Source organism: Paenibacillus dendritiformis (assembly GCF_021654795.1).
Taxonomy (GTDB): domain Bacteria; phylum Bacillota; class Bacilli; order Paenibacillales; family Paenibacillaceae; genus Paenibacillus_B.
Map to the genome: position 1 here is coordinate 322,073 of NZ_AP025344.1, position 19,324 is coordinate 341,396.

Genomic DNA, 19,324 nt, shown 5'->3' on the forward strand with positions numbered 1-19,324 from the left:
CGGCGGTGCATTCGAATAATAGAAGCAAGGCCTTCTTCCCCGACATGCGGTGACACGCATGCGGAGAAGAAGGCCTTGCTTCATTCCGGCCGGCTAGGCGCGTGCGCCGGACTCGTCCAGCATGGACGTGCAATGTGCGCAGCGTACGGCCTCCTTCGGAATGTCCGAGAGGCAGTACGGGCATTCCTTCGTTGTCGGCTCCGCCGGCGTCTCCTCTGCCTTCTTCCGGCGGTGCAGCATATTGGCGCCCTTCACGATCAGGAAGACGCAGAAAGCGACAATGAGGAAATCGATGATGACATTGATGAATTGGCCGTAGGCAATGACGGCGACCCCGGCTTCTTGCGCTTGGGCCAGCGACAAGGAAGAGACGGGTTGTCCATTCACGACCAGATCCGGATCAAGCGGAATGAACAGATCCTTGAAGTTCATTCCGCCCAACAGCTTGCCGATTGGCGGCATGACGAGATCGTTGACGATGGAGGTGACGATTTTGTTGAAGGCGCCTCCGATAATCACCCCGACGGCGAGATCGATAACGTTGCCCCGAACGGCGAATTGTTTGAACTCTTCAAAAAAAGAGCCTACTTTTGATTTGGCCATCCGTAATTATTCTCCTTTCCGATATGAACTGGCTGTCCCTAATGATGCTATACGGCCAGCCGGGCGCAGCAGCGCCCCGGTCAGCGTGAGCGCTGCGGAATCATCAACTGCAGCTTGCCCGGAGCGGCAGCGGCGTGCAGCGGGGTCGCCGAGACGCGCTCTCCGTCCCCGTATGTCCAGCGGCGGACCGCGGAGCGGACGCCTATCTGCCGGCCGCGCAGCATGGTAACATACGGAAGCATGCGATGGCGTCCCGAATAGACGGTCGGGAAGAGCCGGAGCAGTTCCCAGCGGGTGCAGCCGTGTACGACGCAGACATCCAATAGTCCGTCTCCGGCTTCCGCATCAGGACAGATGGGGATGCCGCCCCCGTAATAGGGGACGTTGGTAATGGCGGCGAGCCAGACGTCCTTGAAGGAGCGGGCCGCGCCATCCACGATGATGTCGGCGTCTGCAGGCCGGAAGCGGAACAAGGTTCGCAGCATGCCGTATACATACGCGAGCGATCCGATGCCAAGCCGGTTGAACCACCTTTTGTAGGGACTCGCATTGACATATTGCGCCACGTCCGCATCGAATCCGGTCGCGAGCGCGGTCAGCGTCCATTGGCCGTTCGCATAAATCAGATCGACGATGGACCGCTCTCCATGGAGAATCGTATGCAGCGCCTCCAGCGGATCCCTCGGGAGGGAAAAGCCGCGCGCCGTATCGTTGCCTGAACCTGCGGGGATAATGCCCAGGGTCGCTTCCGTGCCGACCAGCAGCGGAAGCAGGCGGTGAATGGTCCCGTCTCCCCCGATCACGACAATGAGAGCGCCGGGATTGCGCTCTACATAGTTCCGAACCGCCTCCTCCGCTTCTTCTGACGTCCGCGTAAGACTGGAGTCGTAAGGGATGTCGAATCGCCGCAGGCAATCCTCTACGCTGCGCCAGATCCCTATTCCTCTTCCGTTCCCCGCATTGCGGTTCACCACAAACAGCATCATGCTCTCTCCTATGTCGTATCGAGTCCAACGCGATGGCTGGACCAGGGTCATCTATGATTCTATTATCATAGCAAAACAGCGGTGGTTTGCGTGAACTTTTTGCAAGGAAGATCCCGGCAACGGGCAGGAAAAATAAGGGATCCGTCGAATGGATCGAATGGGCCATCGTTCGAATGGACCGGTATCGCCAATAAGGATTTCAGGGAGGCTGCTGCCGCATGTCCATGTTCAATCGTTTCTTGGCAAGCGCGATGTACGGAGGAAGCCAGATTGATACCTTGCTGGAACGGGGGCGCTATGCGCCGGGCGAGCAGATGCGCGGCGTCGTGAAGCTTCGCGGCGGCCCCTTGTCCCGAAGAATCGAAGGGATTTACCTGATTTTGCAGACCGATTATGCCGTGCCGGACCTTCCTCAAGGCATGCCGAGGGGCTGCACGCTGATGCGTTATCCTATCTGTTCCTATGTAAGCGTGGAGCCGCTGGAGACGAAGGAGATCCCTTTTTGTTTCCGGCTTCCGGCCCATTTGCCCTTGACTATCGGCGAGACCTCCGTCTGGCTGCAGACGGTAATGGAGACCGGGGAGGCGAGGGAGCCTTCGGATGAGGATCGGATTGAAGTGATCCCGAGCGTGGAGCAGAGCATCGTCATCGATGCGGTGAACCGGCTGGGCTTTCGGCTGCGAAGCGTTCACTGCCTCCCCTGGGATGGAAGCGGTTTCGTTTCGTTTATGCAGCCCTTCGAATTCGTCGCGGCGTCTTCCTTCCAAGAATTGATCTCCGGTCTGCGGCTTGTCTTTTGGCGAGGGCCGGAAGGAATGGAACTGTACGTGTATACGGAGCAGGCATGGGAGGAAATGAGACTGAAGCCGCTCGCCGCTCCGCTCGAAGACGATCATAGAATAAAGCATTACAGTCTGTCGGATATGGAATGGCGGCTGCTTGGCGCGGAGGAACTGGCAGAGGAGCTGGCCGAATGGATTCGAACACAATATAGATATGTGACCTGAAAATAAGAGAGGGGCCCGCAGGCCCCGGATACGTTCCTCTTATTTATCGCCCCGATCGGTATGCTTGCGCGGATGCGTCTGCTTCGGCGGTTCTTCCTCCGCCTTGGGCACGAGCCGGGAATCGGTCCGGCCTTCATGGTGATTGTCGAACATGAACTCCTTCAGCTCCCACTCGGACGCGCCCAATTGCGGATCCGAGGGAAAATGCTGGCCGCGGTGAAGCACTTCTTCCCGTCCCCATTCATTCGCGTATATGCCGTCCACCTCGACCCGATCGCGGGACATGGGATTCATCTTATATTCATTATGCTCCTGTTCTTTTGTCATCGGTGCGCCGCTCCTTTTCTTCAGCATCCGTCTGACGCGAGGGCGGTGCCGTCGCGCAGGCTCTCTATTATAGATGCCCCCGGCCAACGAATTGTATCCGGGTCCGGCCGCTGTCCGGCCGCGGACGTTACCTTTCCGCGAACCAGCGGGACGGGAACAGCAAATAAATAATGGAAATCGCGGCGAACAGGCCGGCGCTGATCCAGATGACCGTGCCGGCGGACGATGCGCTCGCGATGACGCCGCCGATCACGGGGCCGAGCAGCACCCCGATCCCTTCCACGGTGGAGAGCAGGCTCCAGCCCAGACCTTTATTCCCCGGCGGGACATACAGCGCCAGCAGCGCGTTCCAGGCCGGGAGCACCGCGGAATAGGATATTCCGAGCAGCACGGCCAATCCGTAAGCGAAGATGACGGACGGGTAGAGAGACAGCGAAGCGAGCGCCAGGCCGAAGATTCCGAAGCCGATAATCAGGAACGGCTTGCGCCCGACACGGTCCGACCATTTGCCCATCGGAACAAGCCCGAGCACAGTGAAGCCGCCGCCAAGAACGAGCAGCACCGAGTACTGCTGGCTCGAGAAGGAGAGCGCCTCCGCGGCGAAGGTCGGCAGAATCGGGACGAGCATGCTTGCGCCTAGCGTCTGCAGAATCATGCCCGGGAGAAGCGGCTTCATCGCCTTCATCTTCACCAGCAGGGCATCCCACTGCTGCCTGAACGGAACGGGAGCGGCCTCGGCCAAGCGCTGTCTGCCGCCGCCGATGAAGAAGCTGAGGGCCCATGCGATCCCCGACAGGGCGAACAGCAGCAGAAAGGCGGTCTGCGGATGCTTGTCCACGATCAGGTTGAGCACGACCGGGCCCGCCCCCATCCCGACAAGCCAGATCATATAGAGGAAGCCCATCTGCGCGGCCCGGTTCTCTTCCTTCACCTTGGTGAGGCATACGATCCACACCGGGGAGATGCCGACGCCATACAGGGCCGCTGCCGCGATGAACAGCCAGTCGCTTGACCCGTAATAGAACAGTCCGATGCCCGCGAATGAAATCAATAAGCCTGCATTGATGATGAGCCGGGGGGAGAGCCGGTCAAGCAAATAGCCAATCCCCATTTTCAAAATCGTATCCGTTAAATAATGAGCCGTAATCGCGGTTCCGATAATGGCCAGACTGATCTGCAATGTATTTTTTCCGTAAATCGGAATAAACGAAATCAGGGCCGCTCCCCGAACGAACTCCACCAAAAATAAAATAAGAGCCAGCAACGCGATGTCTTTCCCTAATCCAAGTCCCCGTAATCCCTTCAAGCAAGTAACGCCCCTTTCCTAATTATCCCATTATAACGTGTTCGCCAACGGCTTGCCAGCAAGCGGCACAAGGCGGCGGGAGCTGCTTCGCATGCGGGCCCGGGGGAACCGGGAGCCCATTCCCGAAAGAGCGGAACCGCGATTCATTTCCTAGAACGCCCGATTCATTGGCCGGCGAACAAGAGCGGTGTGTTTTTGCTGCGCTTTCGAATATGTTATAATAGAGAAACGGTTGCGAATTTCCAGAAAGAGAAGCGATACGTCCAGGCTATACTCCAATGCGGAGCATGTTCTACAACGCTTTTGGGAGGGAATTTTCATGGCAACGAAAGGTCACAACGAGGTGAAAGAAAGTCTGTTGGAGATGACTCGCATTTTCCGTCCGAAGAATCCGCGGAAGTTTGTGAGGGAGTATATCCGGAAGTACCGGATTATGGGAGGCTATGAAGACGAACTAACTCATCTTGTAGAGCTTGAGCTTGGCAAGATCGACAGCAGCGTGTCCTAATTCACGCGGTCAAAGCCGTCATTTCTTAGATATAGAGATATAAGCGCTCCGAACAGGTCGGAGCGCTTTTTTTGCGCCCTGCGGCGAGGCACGGGGCTCACCGCATGTAGCGGCGCAGGTCTTCCCTTATAATGTCCTGGACCGATTCCAGCGACTCCCCCGGATAGGCTCTCAGCGCGTGAATCGATACCGAATTGAACAGATCCTTATTGGCGCTCGTGTATACTTTGGCGATGCTCGGATCATGGCGCCGAATGGCCGTATTTACCGTATGAAGGAATTCATCCGACAGATCGTTCATCCGCTCCAGGGTGCGCATCGGGCTGTGCTTCGTTACCGCCTGGGGATTCTTGCTGTCGAACTTCCAGCTGGTCTCGATCCGTCCCATCCCGTATTGCTCGCGGGTATCGTTCCCGCCCCGGCCCTTCACGCCGTTGGCTGTGCCTTCGAACGTCAGAGCGACATAGGCGGTGTCGTTCCATCTCAGAACATATCCGGCCGCCACGCCTTCAATGTTGCTGACCAGCGCGCTCAGCGGACGATCCACATACAGTGTATTGGGGCGGTGCAATTCCGGGCGGTCGAACCGTTTTCGCTCCAGGCTGTTGCCTTTGGCGCTATAATCGGGCGTGGCGATATCGGAATCGGTCGGGGTCGACGGCCTTTTTTCCAGGGGCTGCACCGTCTTCCGGTTCGCGTAATTGGCGGTTGTATTTCCGTCATAGGATCTTGTTTTCTCGGAGCGATAGCCGATGCAGCCGGTCAAGCCGACGGCAATGCTGAGCACACAGGCGGTATAAGTGACAATTGAGTGAACATTCCGTTTGTGATTGTGACCATTTTTTGACGACATAAGCATCCCTCCTTCAAGAGTTACTTTATTTTTCTGAAAAACGGGTATAAGTATGCAGGGAGCACCTCCGTCAATGTTTGAGAGTCGGAAATTTTGACAACATATTCTTGTTTTCGACACATTTCGAGGGGGGTGAATTCATTTTGTAAGCGTTTGCATTTGTTGATATAACGGGCCAAAATGACTTTCTGAACACTTTGTGAACTCCCTCCGAAACATTGACAAATAAAATATTGGTAATTATATTTAGGTAAGTGATTGTATTAATTGACAGGATTACGACATCCGTGCTAGATCCGGTGACTCCATGGGGACCGGTTGGATAGCTATGTGCATGCGTAAGCGCATGCAACATGCCGCTGCCTGACACGGTCGAAGCCTTTCTTCCGTAGCGAGACGAAGCGTGTGAGAGGATTGGAAATCCGCGCGTGGAGCATAATGTATACGTTCGCATGAATGTATGCTGAAGCTTTCGGACAGGAAGGCAAGTGAAGGGGCATGAGATGCGGTAATCAGCGAAAACGTACAAAGTGGGGTTGATCAATGATGAAACGGTGGCATGCAGTGAAGCGACTCCTTCCTCTGTTAGCCGGGCTCGTCTTGCTGCTCAGCGCTTGTGGCCGCGCGGATTTGTCCGCTCTCAATCCACAGGGTCCGATAGCAGAGGGTCAGTTCGGTCTGATGAAGATTGCGATTTCGATTATGACGCTCGTAGTCGTTGCCGTATTCGCGCTTTCCATTTATGCCGTCATCCGCTTCCGCAGACGGCCGGGTGACCAATCGATTCCGAAGCAAGTAGAGGGCAATCACAAGATGGAGGTTATTTGGACGGTTATTCCGATTCTCCTCTTGATTATTCTGGCCGTGCCGACCGTGAAGTACGTCTTCGCCTTCGCTGAAGATTACAGCAAGGATCCGGACGCGATCAAGGTCAAGGTAACCGCGCACCAATTCTGGTGGGAATTTGAATACCCGGAGCTGGGCGTACATACAGCACAGGATCTAGTCATCCCGACAGGGAAAAATGTGGCGGTCGAGTTGCGGACGGCCGACGTTCTCCACTCGTTCTGGGTGCCTGCTCTCGCAGGGAAGATGGACACCAACCCGTCGGGCAACGTGAATAAAATGTACTTCAGCGCGAACGAGGTTGGGGTATACCGGGGCAAGTGCGCCGAGTTGTGCGGACAGTCCCATGCCTTGATGGAGTTCAAGGTCAAATCGGTAAGCGAAGAGACATTTAACGCTTGGGTTAACGAGATGAAGGCAGAGCCGAAGCCGTTCGAAGGCGATGCGCAAGTCGCCGAGAGCTTCAAGCAGAACTGCCTGACCTGCCACGCCATCGATAATGCGCCTTCCCTCGGCCCGAATTTGAAGGGAACGGGAAGCCGCGAAGCTGTCGCCGGCATCATGCTCAACCGGGATACGATCGACGAGCCGCTTGAGCAGCAAGTGATTGAAGATCATTTGCGCCAGTGGATTCTGAATCCGCAGAAGGTGAAGCCAGGGAATACGATGCCTAAATTCGAGGGCGTATTGTCAGAGAAAGAACTGGACGGCATTGTGAAATATCTGGCGGAATACAAACTTGATTCTCTGAAGGAAATCAATAAGCAATAGAAAAGCATCTTCTAGGGGAGGTAACGACCTTGGCTCACACGGTGAAGCGTCATCGCGGCTTAATGGATTGGCTGACGACGGTCGACCATAAGAAGATAGGTATTCTTTACCTTATTGCCGGAGGCTTCTTCTTCGGTATCGGCGGTATTGAGGCCATCTTGATACGTATACAGTTGATCAAACCGAATTTCGAATTCGTGGATGCGCAGACATTCAACGAATTGATTACGATGCATGGAACGACCATGATCTTCCTTGGCGCCATGCCACTGATATTCGCCCTAATGAATGCGATCGTGCCGCTGCAAATCGGGGCGCGCGACGTGGCGTTCCCGTTCCTGAACGCGCTCGGCTTCTGGACATTCTTCTTCGGAGGAGTGCTTCTGAATCTGAGCTGGCTGCTGGGCGGAGTGCCTGATGCAGGCTGGACTTCCTACGTCCCATTGTCCAGCACCGACTACAGCCCTCACCACGGGGTCGACTTTTATGTTCTCGGGCTTCAGATTTCCGGTCTCGGGACGCTGATCGGCGGGATTAACTTTCTGGCTACGATTATTAACATGCGTGCGCCGGGCATGTCATTTATGCGGATGCCGATGTTTACCTGGACGGCGTTCATTACGTCCGCGCTCATTTTGTTCGCTTTCCCTGCCGTTACGGTAGGTCTCGTATTGCTCATGTTCGACCGTCTCTTCGGAGGGAACTTTTTCTATACGCCGAACGGCGGCAACGTCGTTCTATGGCAGCATATTTTCTGGTTGTTCGGCCACCCTGAAGTATATATTTTGATTCTTCCGGCGTTCGGTATTATCTCGGATGTCGTGAGCACATTCTCGCGGAAGCGTCTGTTCGGGTACAGCTCGATGGTTTTCGCCACCGTGCTTATCGGATTCCTGGGCTTCATGGTCTGGGCGCACCATATGTTCACGGTTGGTCTGGGACCGGTTGCGAACGCGCTCTTCTCGGTAGCGACGATGCTGATTGCCGTTCCGACGGGGATCAAAATATTTAACTGGGTATTTACGTTATGGGGCGGGTCAATTAAGTTCACCACCGCCAATCTATTTGCGGTAGGCTTTATCCCTACGTTCGTTATGGGGGGCGTAACCGGGGTCATGCTGGCCGCGGCGCCGGCAGACTTCCAGTTCCATGACACCTATTTCGTCGTAGCCCACTTCCACTATACGATTGTAGGCGGGCTGATTCTTGGTCTGTTCGCGGGCTTCCATTACTGGTGGCCGAAGATGTTCGGCCGGATGCTGAACGAGAAAATAGGGAAGGCCACGTTCTGGATGTTCTGGATCGGCTTCCAACTGACGTTCTTCGTTCAACACTTCCTCGGTTTGATCGGGATGCAGCGGCGCATCTTTACGTATTTGCCGAACCAGGGCTTCGATACGATGAACCTCATCAGTACAATCGGGGCGCTGATGATGGGGGTTGGGGTATTGCTTTTCCTGACCAACGTCATTGTCTCGCACCGTCAGAAGCAGGTTGTGGGCAACGATCCTTGGGAAGACGGACGCACGCTGGAGTGGACGATTCCTTCTCCGCCGCCGGAGTATAACTTCAAGCAGACTCCGCTTGTGCGCGGATATGACGCTTGGTGGAAAGAAAAGATGGAAGGCCGTACGGAGATGACGCCGGCCGAACCGGTTGGAGCGATCCATATGCCTTCACCTTCCATCTTGCCGTTCATGATGTCCGTCGGCCTGTTCATCGCCGGCTTCGGCTTCATGTTCGCCAAGGACGATTTTAATAACGGAGCCTTGAATTTCCTGTTCAACAACCATCTCGTTGCGATTCTTGGATTGGTGATTACGTTCGCCTGCATGGTCATTCGTTCCGTCAAGGACGATCACGGCTATCATATTGAACCGGAAGAGTTGGAGCAAAAGGGGGTAAAAGCATGAGCGCACCTGCACACCACGCTGACGGCCAATGGCCTCACGAACCGGAAAAAGCGACGTTAGACGGCCGCAATAAAGTGATTGGCTTCTGGCTTTTCCTTGGCGGCGAAGCGGTGTTGTTCGGCACGCTGTTCGCGACGTTCCTTGCGCTCCGCGATCAGATAGGCGACGGGCCGGCGGCCAGCGAGCTGTTCCAGCTTCCGATGATTGCGGCGGCCACGGCCATCCTCCTGGTGAGTTCCTTGACGAGCGTGTTCGCGGTTCAAGCGTTGCACCGCAAGGATATCAAGTCTTTGATTACGTGGCTCATCGTTACTGTTGTTCTCGGCTTCTGCTTCCTCGGATTGGAGATATACGAGTTCGTCGAGTACGTCCACGAAGGCCATACGTTCACGACAAGCGCCTTTAGTACGTCGTTCTATACGCTGGTCGGGTTCCACGGCGCGCACGTTGCCTTCGGCGTCGTCTGGATTGCCATCCTGATTGGCCAGCTCTTCAAGAAAGGGCTCAACCTGGTCACGGCGCCGAAAGTGTATGTGTCGGCGATTTACTGGCACTTCATTGACGTCGTATGGGTCTTCATCTTTACGGTTGTCTACTTGATGGGAAAGGTGGGGTAAGCGATGGCAGCTCAAAACGTGGCATCCAACTCGTCGAATCGCCGTCATAAGCATGAAGGAAAGCAAAAGCATATTATTGCTTTTATCTTCTCCATCGTACTGACGCTTATCGCCTTTGTAATGGTAGCTTCCGCCGGTATCGTGAACAAAACGTTCACCTATATTCTGCTTCTTGTCATGGCGGTTCTGCAGGTGATCATTCAAATGGCCTACTGGATGCATATGAAGGACAAAGGCCATATGCTGCCCATTGTCTTTATGATAGGTGGAGCTTTCGTCGCATTCCTGGCGATAATTATGGCCGTATATTGGGTCTGGTGGTAAGCCGAATCGGATATTTAGAAAGAGGGGACGCACAGGCGTCGCCTCTTTTTCCGTAATAGAGCAAAATGTGGCGAAATGATGGCATCCGCAAGAGAAGGAGATGAACGAGATTGTTTGAATTAACGAAATACTTTAGCCCGTATGATGTATGGAGTCCGTTGTTTCTTGTCTCTTCGGTGCTTGTTATCATTCTCTATCTGGGAATTACGGGCCCGTATAGACGAGTGTTCGCCCAGGTTGAGCCGGTGCCTGCATCCAAGAAGTCGATGTTCATCATCGGCGTGCTGCTGTTATATCTGGCCCAAGGGGGGCCGCTGAACATCATGAGCCATATGATGCTGACGTTCCATATGCTGATGATGGCCATCACCTACATTATTGTCCCGCCATTGATACTATTAGGCATCCCGGCCTGGCTATGGAAGTACTTGCTCGATCGCAAACCGCTGCGGCGGCTGAAAGGATTCATGCACCCGATCCTCATGGCCCTGCTGTTCAATGCCTTGTTCTCGTTCTACCATGTGCCTGCGATTCATGATTATGTGATGACGCATTATGCGGTTCATATCGTGTATTATATTGTCCTGTTCGCAGCAGCGATGATCATGTGGTGGCCGATTGTCGTGCCGGTCCCGGAGTGGGTTATGCTGGCGGACGTCAAGAAGATGGGCTATATCTTCTTGAACGGCGTCCTGATTACGCCGGCGTGCGCGCTTATTATTTTTGCGGGCGAGCCGTTGTACGCGACTTATGTGGACAAGGAAACGTGGATTCAAGCGATGGGCTACTGTCTAACCGGCGATCCGAGCAAGCTGCTGGCCGCTTTTGACGGTCCTGAATTCTTCAACTGGTTCTCGCCGCAGGAGGATCAGCAGTTGGGCGGAATCGTGATGAAGCTGGTGCAAGAGATTATGTTCGGCTGCATTCTCTATTATGTCTTCATTCATTGGTACCGCAGAGAAAGCAAAGAGGATGACGATATTGTGGACACTCTTCCGGAAGGGCAGCTCCATTGATAGAATTGGTTTATAATGAAAGGCAAGTCTGAGTTGAGGTAGAGGAGGCATACCATTCGTGGATTTGTATAATATTATGCCTACGGTAAGCACGACATTTATCGTCATAAGCGCGATTCTGGTCGCGATCGGCTGGGCGCTTATCATCAAGGGCAAGCGCGAGGCGCACAAGAAGACGATGATCGCGGCAGCCGTAGCCGCCCTTCTGTTCTTTATCATTTACGTGTCACGGACCATATTTGTCGGCAATACATCCTGGGGCGGCCCTGAAGGATTGAAGACGATCTATCTCATTTTCCTGCTGTTCCATATTGTGCTCGCTACCGTGGCGGCGGTATTCGGCATTACGACACTGATTAGCGGATTCCGGTCCAAATTTAAGCTTCATCGCAAAATCGGAAAAATCACCTCGATCATCTGGTTCATTACAGCGATCACGGGCGTGACCGTATATGTACTTCTTTATATACTGTACCCTGGCGGCCACACGAAGCCGGTCATCGAAGCCATCTTCGGCTAGCTGCGCCTTCCATTCAAGGCCCTTATGCTTGCTTCCGTTAAGGGAGCCTGGCATAAGGGCCTTTTCCTCGTGCCGTCTTCCATCATGATCAAGCATTCCGGACGAAGGACGATTCCTTGCCCGAATGCTTTTTTTATGGATGTCAACCGGAAAACGCATACCGCCAGAAATGAGTATTGACATTAAAATGACGAAGTGAGTATACTGTGTATAAAGATATACACAGTGAGCACAGTGATCATGGAGCCTGCGCCTTCATGATGCAGGACACGGGTGATGCTGAGTCTCCATCGATGGATTCGAGAAGTGAGGGGATACCGGTGAATAAGCAGTGGAAGGATGCGTGGATGCTGGTCAAGACGGACCTGATTCGCTTTAAATGGGGGGTCTTGTTCACGCTGTTGTTCAGTGGTTATATGGGGGCTATTTCGACGCTGATGCTGAATGGCTTGTTGAAACCGAATCAGGAGGGCGATACTTTAGTTCTGCGGGTCGTTTTTGATCTTGTCTACCTTATCGCCTTGCCGAATTTAGGCTTCTTTTTCTCCCGGCGCAGCACGCGCTATTTGCAGGAGGATTCTTATACGAAATGGATCAGGAAGCTGCGCATACTCCCGATTGATGCGGGTACGATCGCCTTATCACGCTATATGATGCTGGCGGTTGCCTTCGTTCTGAATATGACGGTGTTCTTCACCTTCCAGCTGATGCTCAGCGACAGTCTGCGATCGGCCTTCTCCCCGCTGTCGCTCATCGCCTATGTGCTCGTTCTGACCGCGTACTCCATCGTGGTTCAGACGATTTACATCCAGTTTGAACTGGGCAGGCATGCCGGGGGCTACCTCCGACTCGTCTTTATTGTAATATTCGTCATACTTGCCCTCTCTGTTATCGTGGCTTTGTCCGGGGGAAGCATGATGCTGGCCGTCCTCTATATCGCCAAGCACTATCCGTGGATAAGCGGCTTGATCGCCGCGGGCGTCACTGTCCAGACATTCGTTATCGGCATAGCCGTCACCCGGAATACGATTCGCAATCGGGATCTCGGCTAGACGTTCATAGCCTCTGCACGGGGAGAATGTGATGATATCAATATGAAGAGTCAGGGGGTGGGCAGGCGGTGTTCATACCGATTGACATTAATGAGAACAGCTCGGAACCGTTATATGCGCAGATTACGAATCAGCTGCGCGGGTTGATTTTGAGCGGTTATCTCGATGAAGGGATGCTGCTGCCGTCCATCCGTGAATTATCCCACCAGTTGCGGTGCAGTGTGATTACCGTTCGGAGAGTATATCAGGATTTGGAAGCGGAAGGGCTGCTGCGGACGAAGCAGGGAACGGGGACGTTCGTTGCGCCGGTCGGTAGCGGCGAACGGGAGAGCTACCGCAAGCGGGCCGTGGAAGAAGCGCTCATGACAGCGGTCGAGGCCGCCATGCGGGTAGAAATGCCCGCGGCCGAGCTATCGCATATGCTGGAGGATCTGATCCGGCAGAAGAAGATGAAGTAATCCGGAATAAGGAGAGAATGCGATGAATACCGAACCGGTCATAGTATTGAAGGACGTGGTGAAGGGCAGGGAACAGCTGCAAATTGGACCGTTGAACATACAGATTCCCCAGGGCTGCGTCACCGCGATTGTGGGGACGAACGGGGCCGGGAAGTCGACGCTGATGGGGATGTTCATGGGCTTCATTAAGCCGGACAGCGGCACCGTTGCGCTCTTTCAGCAGGTTAATCAACCGGAGCCGGACACGTCTGTCAAGGCCCGCATCGGTTATGTGGCAGACAGCCCCAATTCCGAAGATGACGATCTTACCGCGGAAGCGGCGGCCGCCTTCTCCGCCTACTGGCATGAGCGATGGGATTGGAAGTTGTATCATCATCTGATGGCCCGGTATGACATCCCCCCGAAGACGAAGCTCAAGAAGCTGTCCAAAGGGATGCGCCGCAAGCTCGATCTCATCCTGGCTATCTGCCCGCGGCCGGATCTTCTGCTGCTGGATGAGCCGTCTTCCGGCTTCGATCCGCTATCCTGGCGGTTGATGATCGACGATTTGAATTCGTTTTTGGAAGAAGGCCGACGTTCCATTGTCATTGCGACGCATATTATCGAGGAAGTAAAGCGGCTGGCCGACTATGTTCTGTTCCTGCATAAGGGGCAGGTGCTGCTCGCCATTGAGAAGGATGCGCTGTTCGATGCCTGGAAGGAATTCTGGGTGGAAGGGGAGGCCGAGGAGTATGCCGGCGTTCCGGGCGTAATCAAGGTATTTCAGGAGCGGCATGGGGTGCGGCTGATTGCCAGCCAGGCGGATCGGGCCGATGCGTTCCTGGCGGAGAACGGCATTATACCGATGCAGACGGCCGGCATCGAGCTGGATGACATTTTGTCGTATATAATCGAGTTGAATCAGGGGGTTGGATGCGAATGAAGCCATTGGAGTTGAAGCAAGTCGTGAAGCAATATGCGGACAAGACAGCCGTCAACGGCTTGAGTCTGAACGTGGAAGAGGGGGAAATTTACGGTCTTCTCGGGGCGAACGGCGCGGGGAAAACAACGACGATGCGCATGGTGCTTGGCCTTATTTACCCGGATGGAGGAGAGATTCGCTATCAAGGCCGGCCGTTCCATACGGAGCTGCAGCGGACGCTGGGGTACTTGCCGGAAGAGCGGGGCATGTATCCGAAGATTCGGGTAAGCGATCAGGTGACCTATTTGGCGCAATTGCGCGGAATGCCGCGCAAGGAAGCGGACCGGAACCTTAAATATTGGCTGGAACGCTTCAATGTGCCGGAGAACTATAACAAGAAGATTGAGGAGCTGTCCAAAGGGAATCAGCAAAAAATCGGGTTCATCGCGGCCATCGTGCATAAGCCGAAGCTGCTCATTCTCGATGAGGCGTTCAGCGGGCTGGATCCGGTCAATGTCGAGCTGCTGAAGGAGACCGTCAAGGAGCTTCGCGACCAAGGGACGAGCATTCTGTTCTCGACCCACCGGATGGAGCATGTCGAGGAGCTGTGCCGCAATGTGACGATTTTGCAGAAGGGCAATGCGGTCGTCCAAGGATCGCTGCGGGAGCTGAAGTCCCGTTACCCGCGGGAGCAGGTGATCCTTCGGACCGCCGGGGAAGTGGAAGGGCTGGCCTCGATTCCGGGGGTGGCCGACGTGAACCGGACGGAGGAGGGATACCGCATCCGGATCAGCGACGAGGCTGCGGCGCAGGAAATTTTGCAGAAGGCGCTCGCCCAAGGTCCGATTCAGCACTTCGAAGTGAAGGAGCCGACCTTGAACGAAATCTTTATCAAGGCGGTAGGAGGTGGTTCGAATGAATAATGTATGGACGGTCATCGGATTTACGCTGCGGACCAAGCTTATGACCAAATCGTTTCTTATCTCGACGTTGATTCTCGCGCTGCTGCTTAGCATAGGGGCCAACGTCCCGTACTTTATCTCTTTGTTCTCGAATAACGAACCGACGACGATCGGCGTCGTCTCCGGGCCGCATCCGGACATCGCGAAGTCGCTCACCGATCATTACGCCAAGCAGGAGAAGGCGGATTTCCGCTTCGTTCCGTATACGGATGCGACGGATGGGCAGTTGAAGAAGGATGTGCAGGCGGGCAAAATCGATGGGTATATTACGTTCGAGGACAAGGCGCAGGGAGTATTTCCGCTTGTCGTCTATTCCGGGAAAGATGAGCTCGGCATGGAAAAGGAATCGAAGCTGACGGGCACGCTCACCTTGATTAAGACGGAGTGGCTGGTCAAGGATTCGCTGACTCCGGAACAGATCGCCCAATTGAACGAGCCGGTTCAAGTCGAGAACAAGACGATCCTGAAGGAAGGCGGTCAGGCCGGCGAAGAGAAGAACCCTGCCAAGAAGGGGGTCTCGGTTGCGGTCGTCACTGTGCTCATCATCTTGTTCTTCATGACAAATACGATGACGGGGAATATGATCGCGTCCGAGGTTACGCAGGAGAAAAGCTCGCGCATTATGGAAATTCTCATTACGAGCGTCTCGCCGCTCGCCCAGATGTTCGGGAAGATTATCGGCATGTTCATCCTCGGGTTGATGCAGATTGTGCTCTTCTTCCTCGTCATGATCGGGAATCTGATGCTGCCGCATAACAATGCGCCGCTGAAGGCCATTAACTTCGATATCTCGATGATCGATTGGGGTGTCGTAGGCGGCGGCTTGCTGCTCTATGTGCTGGGCTACTTCCTGTACGCGACCTTGTTCGCGGCGGTCGGCTCGATCGTGAGCCGGACAGAAGATCTCGGCCAAGCGATTATGCCGATTACGATGCTGACGTTGGCGGCGTTCTATATTGCCATCTTCAGCATCTCGACGCCAAATTCGCTGCTGGTCCGAATATCATCGTATATTCCATTCTTCACGCCAACCTCGATGCTGCTGCGCCTCGGCGCAGGCGAGGTGGCCTGGTGGGAATTCGGGATATCAATTGTCATCCTCCTCGCCTCGGTCTTCGTGTTCGGCTGGCTGGCGGCGAAGATCTACCGCACCGGCGTGCTGATGTACGGCAAGCGCCCGTCGTGGAAAGAGATCCGCAAGGCGATGAAGGCTTACAAGATTTAAGGTGCCGCTGACACACCTTGTGGGGACGCGTTATCGGCCAGGCAAATCATAATCATCGTTGAAATTCCCTGATGAACTGCGCTTTGGTTTATCGGGGATTTTCTGCGTCACGAAGATATTATCTTCCGTCCCAAATGGAAGCCGGCTATGCTATGGTAAGGTGATACCTTTCGTTCTATATGTTGGAGGTATCGTCAACATCCCCATTTCTCAACACGAGGAGGATTACACGCGGTTCGAGTTGATGATGATGAAACGATAGATCTCGAAAAGATGATGAAGGATTTCTATCGAAGAATCGCATTTGAGAGTATGCCGCAAATCCGCGAATTGATCATGCTGCATTATATGCTGTCCAATTCATTGACGGAAACCCGTATGAAGAGAGCGGCGGCTTTTCTGCGGTATACAAGTCTTTTCCGGCTCACGCACGATCGGTTGAAGGCTTTGCTTCAAGTTCGCCGCGATTATTTGGAAGAAGTGCTGGATGAGCTCCTCGGCCAATATGGATCGGTAGAGGCTTATTTAAACGAAGGCTGCGGCATCAGCGAATTCATAAAATGAAAGACCGTTTGCTTCATTCATAACCTGTCGCAGAGAGAGATTTTTTTATTTTGTAAAATGAGAAGCAGGATATTGCTAAATTCGTGAACAAAGGTTACAGTAATAAAGCAAGTCGTTCATGATGTGACTCTAATCTATCGTATTTCGTAAGGAGGGAAGAGATAGAGTATTGTTTTACATAGGTGAAGCGGCATTGTTATGAAATATTGTAAAGGCGCTCGTATCATTTGATTGCCGGAATGGGATTAAATACAACGGGAGAGGGTTGCTGGAATGAAGAAATTGAAAGCGTTAACATGTTTTCTTGCCGTCATGCTGCTGAGCAGCGCATTCTCCATGGCGGCCTCGGCGGATTCGCAGGGGGCGAGGCTGAAGCTGCGGTTGATGGAGACGACCGACATTCATACGCATATTGTGAATCATGATTACTACCAGGATAAGGAAACCGACGAGTTTGGCTTGGCGAAGACGGCTTCGCTCATCGCGAAGGCGCGTCAAGAGGCCGCGAACAGCATGCTGTTCGACAATGGCGACCTGATTCAGGGCAATCCGCTGGGAGACTACGCGGCCAAAATCAAGCCGCTTCAGGATGGCCAGGTCCATCCGGTATTCAAAGCAATGAATCTGCTGAAATACGATGCGGCCGGAATCGGGAATCATGAGTTCAACTATGGTCTGGAGTTCCTCGATCGCAGCTTGAAGGGCTCCGCGTTCCCTTATGTGAATGCGAATGTCTACATCGATGATGGCGACAACAATCCGGATAACGATAAAAACTATTTCAAACCATATGAAATCTTGACGAGAACATTCAAGGATGAAGCCGGCCAAGACGTTACGCTGAAAATCGGGGTCATCGGATTGGTGCCGCCGAAGGTGATGGAGTGGGACAAGGCGAACCTGGACGGCAAGGTCGTCGTCAAGGACATTATCGAGACCGCGGAGAAGTTCGTTCCGAAGATGAAGCAGGAAGGCGCCGATCTCATCGTCGCGATTCCTCACTCCGGCTTCGACAGCAGCCCGCGGAAGGGCAATGACGACAACACGGTCTACTATTTGACCCAGGTCAAAGGAATCGACGCGGTCATGTTCGGGCATGACCATAATGTCTTCCCGAGTCCGGACTTCGAGAACATCGATGGGGTCGATGTGAAGAAAGGAACCATTCACGGGACTCCTGCAGTCATGCCGGGATTCTGGGGTGATCATCTCGGCATCATCGATCTGACCTTGGAGAAGACCGGCGGGAAATGGACGGTCGTCGACAGCCAGTCCGAAGCCCGGCCGATCTACGACAAAGCGAATAAGAAGCCGCTTGTCGATGCCGATCAGCGCATCGTGGATGCCGTGAAGGCGGATCACCAAGGCACGATCGAATATGTTCGCCAGCCGATTGGGGAGACGACGGCGCCGATCAACAGCTTCTTCTCCGTCGTGCGCGACGATCCATCCGTTCAGATCGTCTCCAACGCCCAGAAATGGTATACGGAAAAATATATTCAAGGCACTTCGTATGAAGGAATTCCGGTTCTCTCAGCCGCTGCTCCGTTCAAGGCAGGCGGACGCTGGGGCCCGAGCTATTTCACCGATATCCCGGCAGGGACGCTGGCCGTGAAGAGCGCTGCCGATCTGTACGTGTATCCGAATACGGTGAATGTCGTCCTGCTTAATGGGGATGAAGTAAAAGAATGGCTGGAGCATGCGGCAGGGCAATTCAACCAGATTGTGCCGGGCAAGGCGGGAGAGCAGCCGCTTATCAATGATGAGTTCCCGACCTATCTGTTCGATGTCATTGACGGCGTGACGTATCAGATCGACGTGACGCAGCCTGTCCGCTACAATCGGCAGGGCCAATTGGCGGCTCCGGATTCGCACCGGATCGTCAATCTGCAATATAACGGGAAGCCGGTCACGAAGGAACAGAAATTCCTGGTGGCGACGAACAATTACCGTGCGAGCGGCGGAGGCAACTTCCCGAATCTGGACGGGTCCAATATCGTGATCTCTTCGCCGGATGAGACGCGCCAGATCTTGATCGATTACATCGCGAAGAACAAAAAAATCAATCCGACCGCGGATAACAACTGGACCTTCGTGCCGGTTGAAGGGGAGGCCAACGTTACGTTCCGTACGTCTCCGAAGGCTCAAGAAGCGGCGGCTCAGGCCGGAGGCATGCGATTCATCGGGCTGGAGAGCGACGGCTTCGCCAAGTTCTCGCTGGACCTGTCGGCGGGCGAGGGGCAGCAGACGGCGCCGGAGAAGCCATCCGCTTCGGATGCTCTTGTTCCGGTGCGGACGAAGGCGGAGGAGGCAGGCATCGACATCGTCTATAACAACAAGACGAAGACGGTAACCTTGACCAAAGGCGATGCCACCGTGATTTATATCTTGAATTCGCGCGAGATTCAGGTGAATGGCCAGAAGCAGCCGGTGCAATCGAAGCTGACGGACAACCGGCTGTGGCTGCCGGAATCGATCCTGCAATCATTAAGCGCGTCCGCTCCGGCGGCAAGCTAAGGCGGACACCGGAAGCGGAACAGACCCTGTCTTGTCTGACAGGGTCTT

At 54.2% G+C, this 19,324-nt stretch carries 20 protein-coding genes; 15 read left to right on the forward strand and 5 right to left on the reverse strand.

Annotation, left to right across the window (positions count from 1 at the left end; translation table 11 throughout):
* Positions 1 to 93: 93 nt before the first annotated feature.
* Together mscL and L6439_RS01595 are read right to left on the reverse strand one after the other, a co-directional pair.
* Positions 94 to 603 carry a large conductance mechanosensitive channel protein MscL gene (gene mscL, locus L6439_RS01590; protein ID WP_213468689.1) on the reverse strand — a complete coding sequence of 170 codons (510 nt, stop codon included), beginning with the start codon at positions 601 to 603 and terminating at the stop codon, positions 94 to 96.
* A gap of 80 nt (positions 604 to 683) precedes the next feature.
* A complete protein-coding gene (locus L6439_RS01595) occupies positions 684 to 1,589 on the reverse strand; it encodes a diacylglycerol/lipid kinase family protein (RefSeq protein WP_237096706.1) in 906 nt (301 codons plus the stop codon).
* A gap of 218 nt (positions 1,590 to 1,807) precedes the next feature.
* On the opposite strand from L6439_RS01595, the gene L6439_RS01600 reads away from it, so the two are divergent.
* On the forward strand, positions 1,808 to 2,596 hold the full coding sequence (locus tag L6439_RS01600) for a sporulation protein (protein ID WP_213468690.1): 789 nt from the start codon (positions 1,808 to 1,810) through the stop codon (positions 2,594 to 2,596).
* 39 nt (positions 2,597 to 2,635) lie between these two features.
* On the opposite strand, the gene L6439_RS01605 is transcribed toward L6439_RS01600, so the two are convergent.
* The gene (locus tag L6439_RS01605; protein WP_213468691.1) at positions 2,636 to 2,923 is read right to left on the reverse strand and encodes a transposase; all 288 of its coding nucleotides are present in this window, start codon (positions 2,921 to 2,923) and stop codon (positions 2,636 to 2,638) included.
* A 127-nt stretch (positions 2,924 to 3,050) separates the two neighbouring features.
* Complete coding sequence (locus L6439_RS01610; RefSeq protein WP_213468692.1) at positions 3,051 to 4,229, reverse strand: MFS transporter; 1,179 nt, start codon at positions 4,227 to 4,229, stop codon at positions 3,051 to 3,053.
* Positions 4,230 to 4,548: 319 nt separating this feature from the next.
* Between L6439_RS01610 and L6439_RS01615 the strand changes: the two genes are divergently transcribed.
* Positions 4,549 to 4,737 carry a hypothetical protein gene (locus L6439_RS01615; RefSeq protein ID WP_006677863.1) on the forward strand — a complete coding sequence of 63 codons (189 nt, stop codon included), beginning with the start codon at positions 4,549 to 4,551 and terminating at the stop codon, positions 4,735 to 4,737.
* A gap of 97 nt (positions 4,738 to 4,834) precedes the next feature.
* Here the strand turns inward: L6439_RS01615 and L6439_RS01620 are convergent, their stop codons facing one another.
* Positions 4,835 to 5,590: a hypothetical protein gene (locus L6439_RS01620; protein ID WP_213468693.1), complete on the reverse strand. Its 756-nt coding sequence runs from the start codon at positions 5,588 to 5,590 to the stop codon at positions 4,835 to 4,837.
* A 543-nt stretch (positions 5,591 to 6,133) separates the two neighbouring features.
* On the opposite strand from L6439_RS01620, the gene coxB reads away from it, so the two are divergent.
* The 13 genes from coxB to L6439_RS01685 all read left to right on the forward strand — a co-directional run bounded on the left by coxB (position 6,134) and on the right by L6439_RS01685 (position 19,276).
* The gene (coxB, locus tag L6439_RS01625; RefSeq protein WP_213468694.1) at positions 6,134 to 7,207 is read left to right on the forward strand and encodes a cytochrome c oxidase subunit II; all 1,074 of its coding nucleotides are present in this window, start codon (positions 6,134 to 6,136) and stop codon (positions 7,205 to 7,207) included.
* Between the two features lie 62 nt (positions 7,208 to 7,269).
* Positions 7,270 to 9,120 carry a cytochrome c oxidase subunit I gene (gene ctaD / locus L6439_RS01630; RefSeq protein WP_172878914.1) on the forward strand — a complete coding sequence of 617 codons (1,851 nt, stop codon included), beginning with the start codon at positions 7,270 to 7,272 and terminating at the stop codon, positions 9,118 to 9,120.
* Positions 9,117 to 9,737: a cytochrome (ubi)quinol oxidase subunit III gene (locus L6439_RS01635; protein WP_168179945.1), complete on the forward strand. Its 621-nt coding sequence runs from the start codon at positions 9,117 to 9,119 to the stop codon at positions 9,735 to 9,737. Before ctaD ends, L6439_RS01635 begins: the two co-directional genes overlap by 4 nt.
* A gap of 3 nt (positions 9,738 to 9,740) precedes the next feature.
* The gene (locus L6439_RS01640) at positions 9,741 to 10,061 is read left to right on the forward strand and encodes a cytochrome C oxidase subunit IV family protein (protein ID WP_119790334.1); all 321 of its coding nucleotides are present in this window, start codon (positions 9,741 to 9,743) and stop codon (positions 10,059 to 10,061) included.
* 110 nt (positions 10,062 to 10,171) lie between these two features.
* Positions 10,172 to 11,077: a cytochrome c oxidase assembly factor CtaG gene (ctaG, locus tag L6439_RS01645; RefSeq protein ID WP_213468695.1), complete on the forward strand. Its 906-nt coding sequence runs from the start codon at positions 10,172 to 10,174 to the stop codon at positions 11,075 to 11,077.
* 76 nt (positions 11,078 to 11,153) lie between these two features.
* Positions 11,154 to 11,597: a DUF420 domain-containing protein gene (locus L6439_RS01650; protein ID WP_374043176.1), complete on the forward strand. Its 444-nt coding sequence runs from the start codon at positions 11,154 to 11,156 to the stop codon at positions 11,595 to 11,597.
* Between the two features lie 320 nt (positions 11,598 to 11,917).
* The gene (locus L6439_RS01655; protein WP_213468697.1) at positions 11,918 to 12,649 is read left to right on the forward strand and encodes a hypothetical protein; all 732 of its coding nucleotides are present in this window, start codon (positions 11,918 to 11,920) and stop codon (positions 12,647 to 12,649) included.
* 68 nt (positions 12,650 to 12,717) lie between these two features.
* Positions 12,718 to 13,107 (forward strand): GntR family transcriptional regulator, encoded by a 390-nt coding sequence (locus tag L6439_RS01660; RefSeq protein WP_213468698.1) that lies wholly within the window; start codon positions 12,718 to 12,720, stop codon positions 13,105 to 13,107.
* A 22-nt stretch (positions 13,108 to 13,129) separates the two neighbouring features.
* Positions 13,130 to 14,029 (forward strand): ATP-binding cassette domain-containing protein, encoded by a 900-nt coding sequence (locus L6439_RS01665; protein ID WP_213468699.1) that lies wholly within the window; start codon positions 13,130 to 13,132, stop codon positions 14,027 to 14,029.
* A complete protein-coding gene (locus L6439_RS01670; protein ID WP_213468700.1) occupies positions 14,026 to 14,931 on the forward strand; it encodes an ABC transporter ATP-binding protein in 906 nt (301 codons plus the stop codon). The genes L6439_RS01665 and L6439_RS01670 overlap by 4 nt, the downstream gene beginning before the upstream one ends.
* A complete protein-coding gene (locus L6439_RS01675; protein WP_213468701.1) occupies positions 14,924 to 16,195 on the forward strand; it encodes an ABC transporter permease in 1,272 nt (423 codons plus the stop codon). Before L6439_RS01670 ends, L6439_RS01675 begins: the two co-directional genes overlap by 8 nt.
* Before the next feature lie 273 nt (positions 16,196 to 16,468).
* The gene (locus tag L6439_RS01680; RefSeq protein WP_213468702.1) at positions 16,469 to 16,759 is read left to right on the forward strand and encodes a tyrosine-protein phosphatase; all 291 of its coding nucleotides are present in this window, start codon (positions 16,469 to 16,471) and stop codon (positions 16,757 to 16,759) included.
* Between the two features lie 273 nt (positions 16,760 to 17,032).
* Entirely contained in the window at positions 17,033 to 19,276 is a 2,244-nt protein-coding gene (locus tag L6439_RS01685; RefSeq protein ID WP_213468703.1) for a bifunctional 2',3'-cyclic-nucleotide 2'-phosphodiesterase/3'-nucleotidase, read from the forward strand.
* Positions 19,277 to 19,324: the final 48 nt, after the last annotated feature.

Coding starts and splice junctions, on each gene's coding strand:
- L6439_RS01605 (WP_213468691.1), bottom strand. CDS start 2,923: ATGACAAAAGAACAGGAGCATAATGAATATAAGATGAATCCCATGTCC.
- L6439_RS01640 (WP_119790334.1), top strand. CDS start 9,741: ATGGCAGCTCAAAACGTGGCATCCAACTCGTCGAATCGCCGTCATAAG.
- L6439_RS01650 (WP_374043176.1), top strand. CDS start 11,154: ATGCCTACGGTAAGCACGACATTTATCGTCATAAGCGCGATTCTGGTC.
- L6439_RS01680 (WP_213468702.1), top strand. CDS start 16,469: ATGATGAAGGATTTCTATCGAAGAATCGCATTTGAGAGTATGCCGCAA.
- L6439_RS01615 (WP_006677863.1), top strand. CDS start 4,549: ATGGCAACGAAAGGTCACAACGAGGTGAAAGAAAGTCTGTTGGAGATG.
- L6439_RS01620 (WP_213468693.1), bottom strand. CDS start 5,590: ATGTCGTCAAAAAATGGTCACAATCACAAACGGAATGTTCACTCAATT.
- L6439_RS01595 (WP_237096706.1), bottom strand. CDS start 1,589: ATGATGCTGTTTGTGGTGAACCGCAATGCGGGGAACGGAAGAGGAATA.
- mscL (WP_213468689.1), bottom strand. CDS start 603: ATGGCCAAATCAAAAGTAGGCTCTTTTTTTGAAGAGTTCAAACAATTC.
- coxB (WP_213468694.1), top strand. CDS start 6,134: ATGATGAAACGGTGGCATGCAGTGAAGCGACTCCTTCCTCTGTTAGCC.
- L6439_RS01685 (WP_213468703.1), top strand. CDS start 17,033: ATGAAGAAATTGAAAGCGTTAACATGTTTTCTTGCCGTCATGCTGCTG.
- L6439_RS01670 (WP_213468700.1), top strand. CDS start 14,026: ATGAAGCCATTGGAGTTGAAGCAAGTCGTGAAGCAATATGCGGACAAG.
- L6439_RS01665 (WP_213468699.1), top strand. CDS start 13,130: ATGAATACCGAACCGGTCATAGTATTGAAGGACGTGGTGAAGGGCAGG.
- ctaD (WP_172878914.1), top strand. CDS start 7,270: ATGGATTGGCTGACGACGGTCGACCATAAGAAGATAGGTATTCTTTAC.
- L6439_RS01600 (WP_213468690.1), top strand. CDS start 1,808: ATGTCCATGTTCAATCGTTTCTTGGCAAGCGCGATGTACGGAGGAAGC.
- L6439_RS01635 (WP_168179945.1), top strand. CDS start 9,117: ATGAGCGCACCTGCACACCACGCTGACGGCCAATGGCCTCACGAACCG.
- L6439_RS01675 (WP_213468701.1), top strand. CDS start 14,924: ATGAATAATGTATGGACGGTCATCGGATTTACGCTGCGGACCAAGCTT.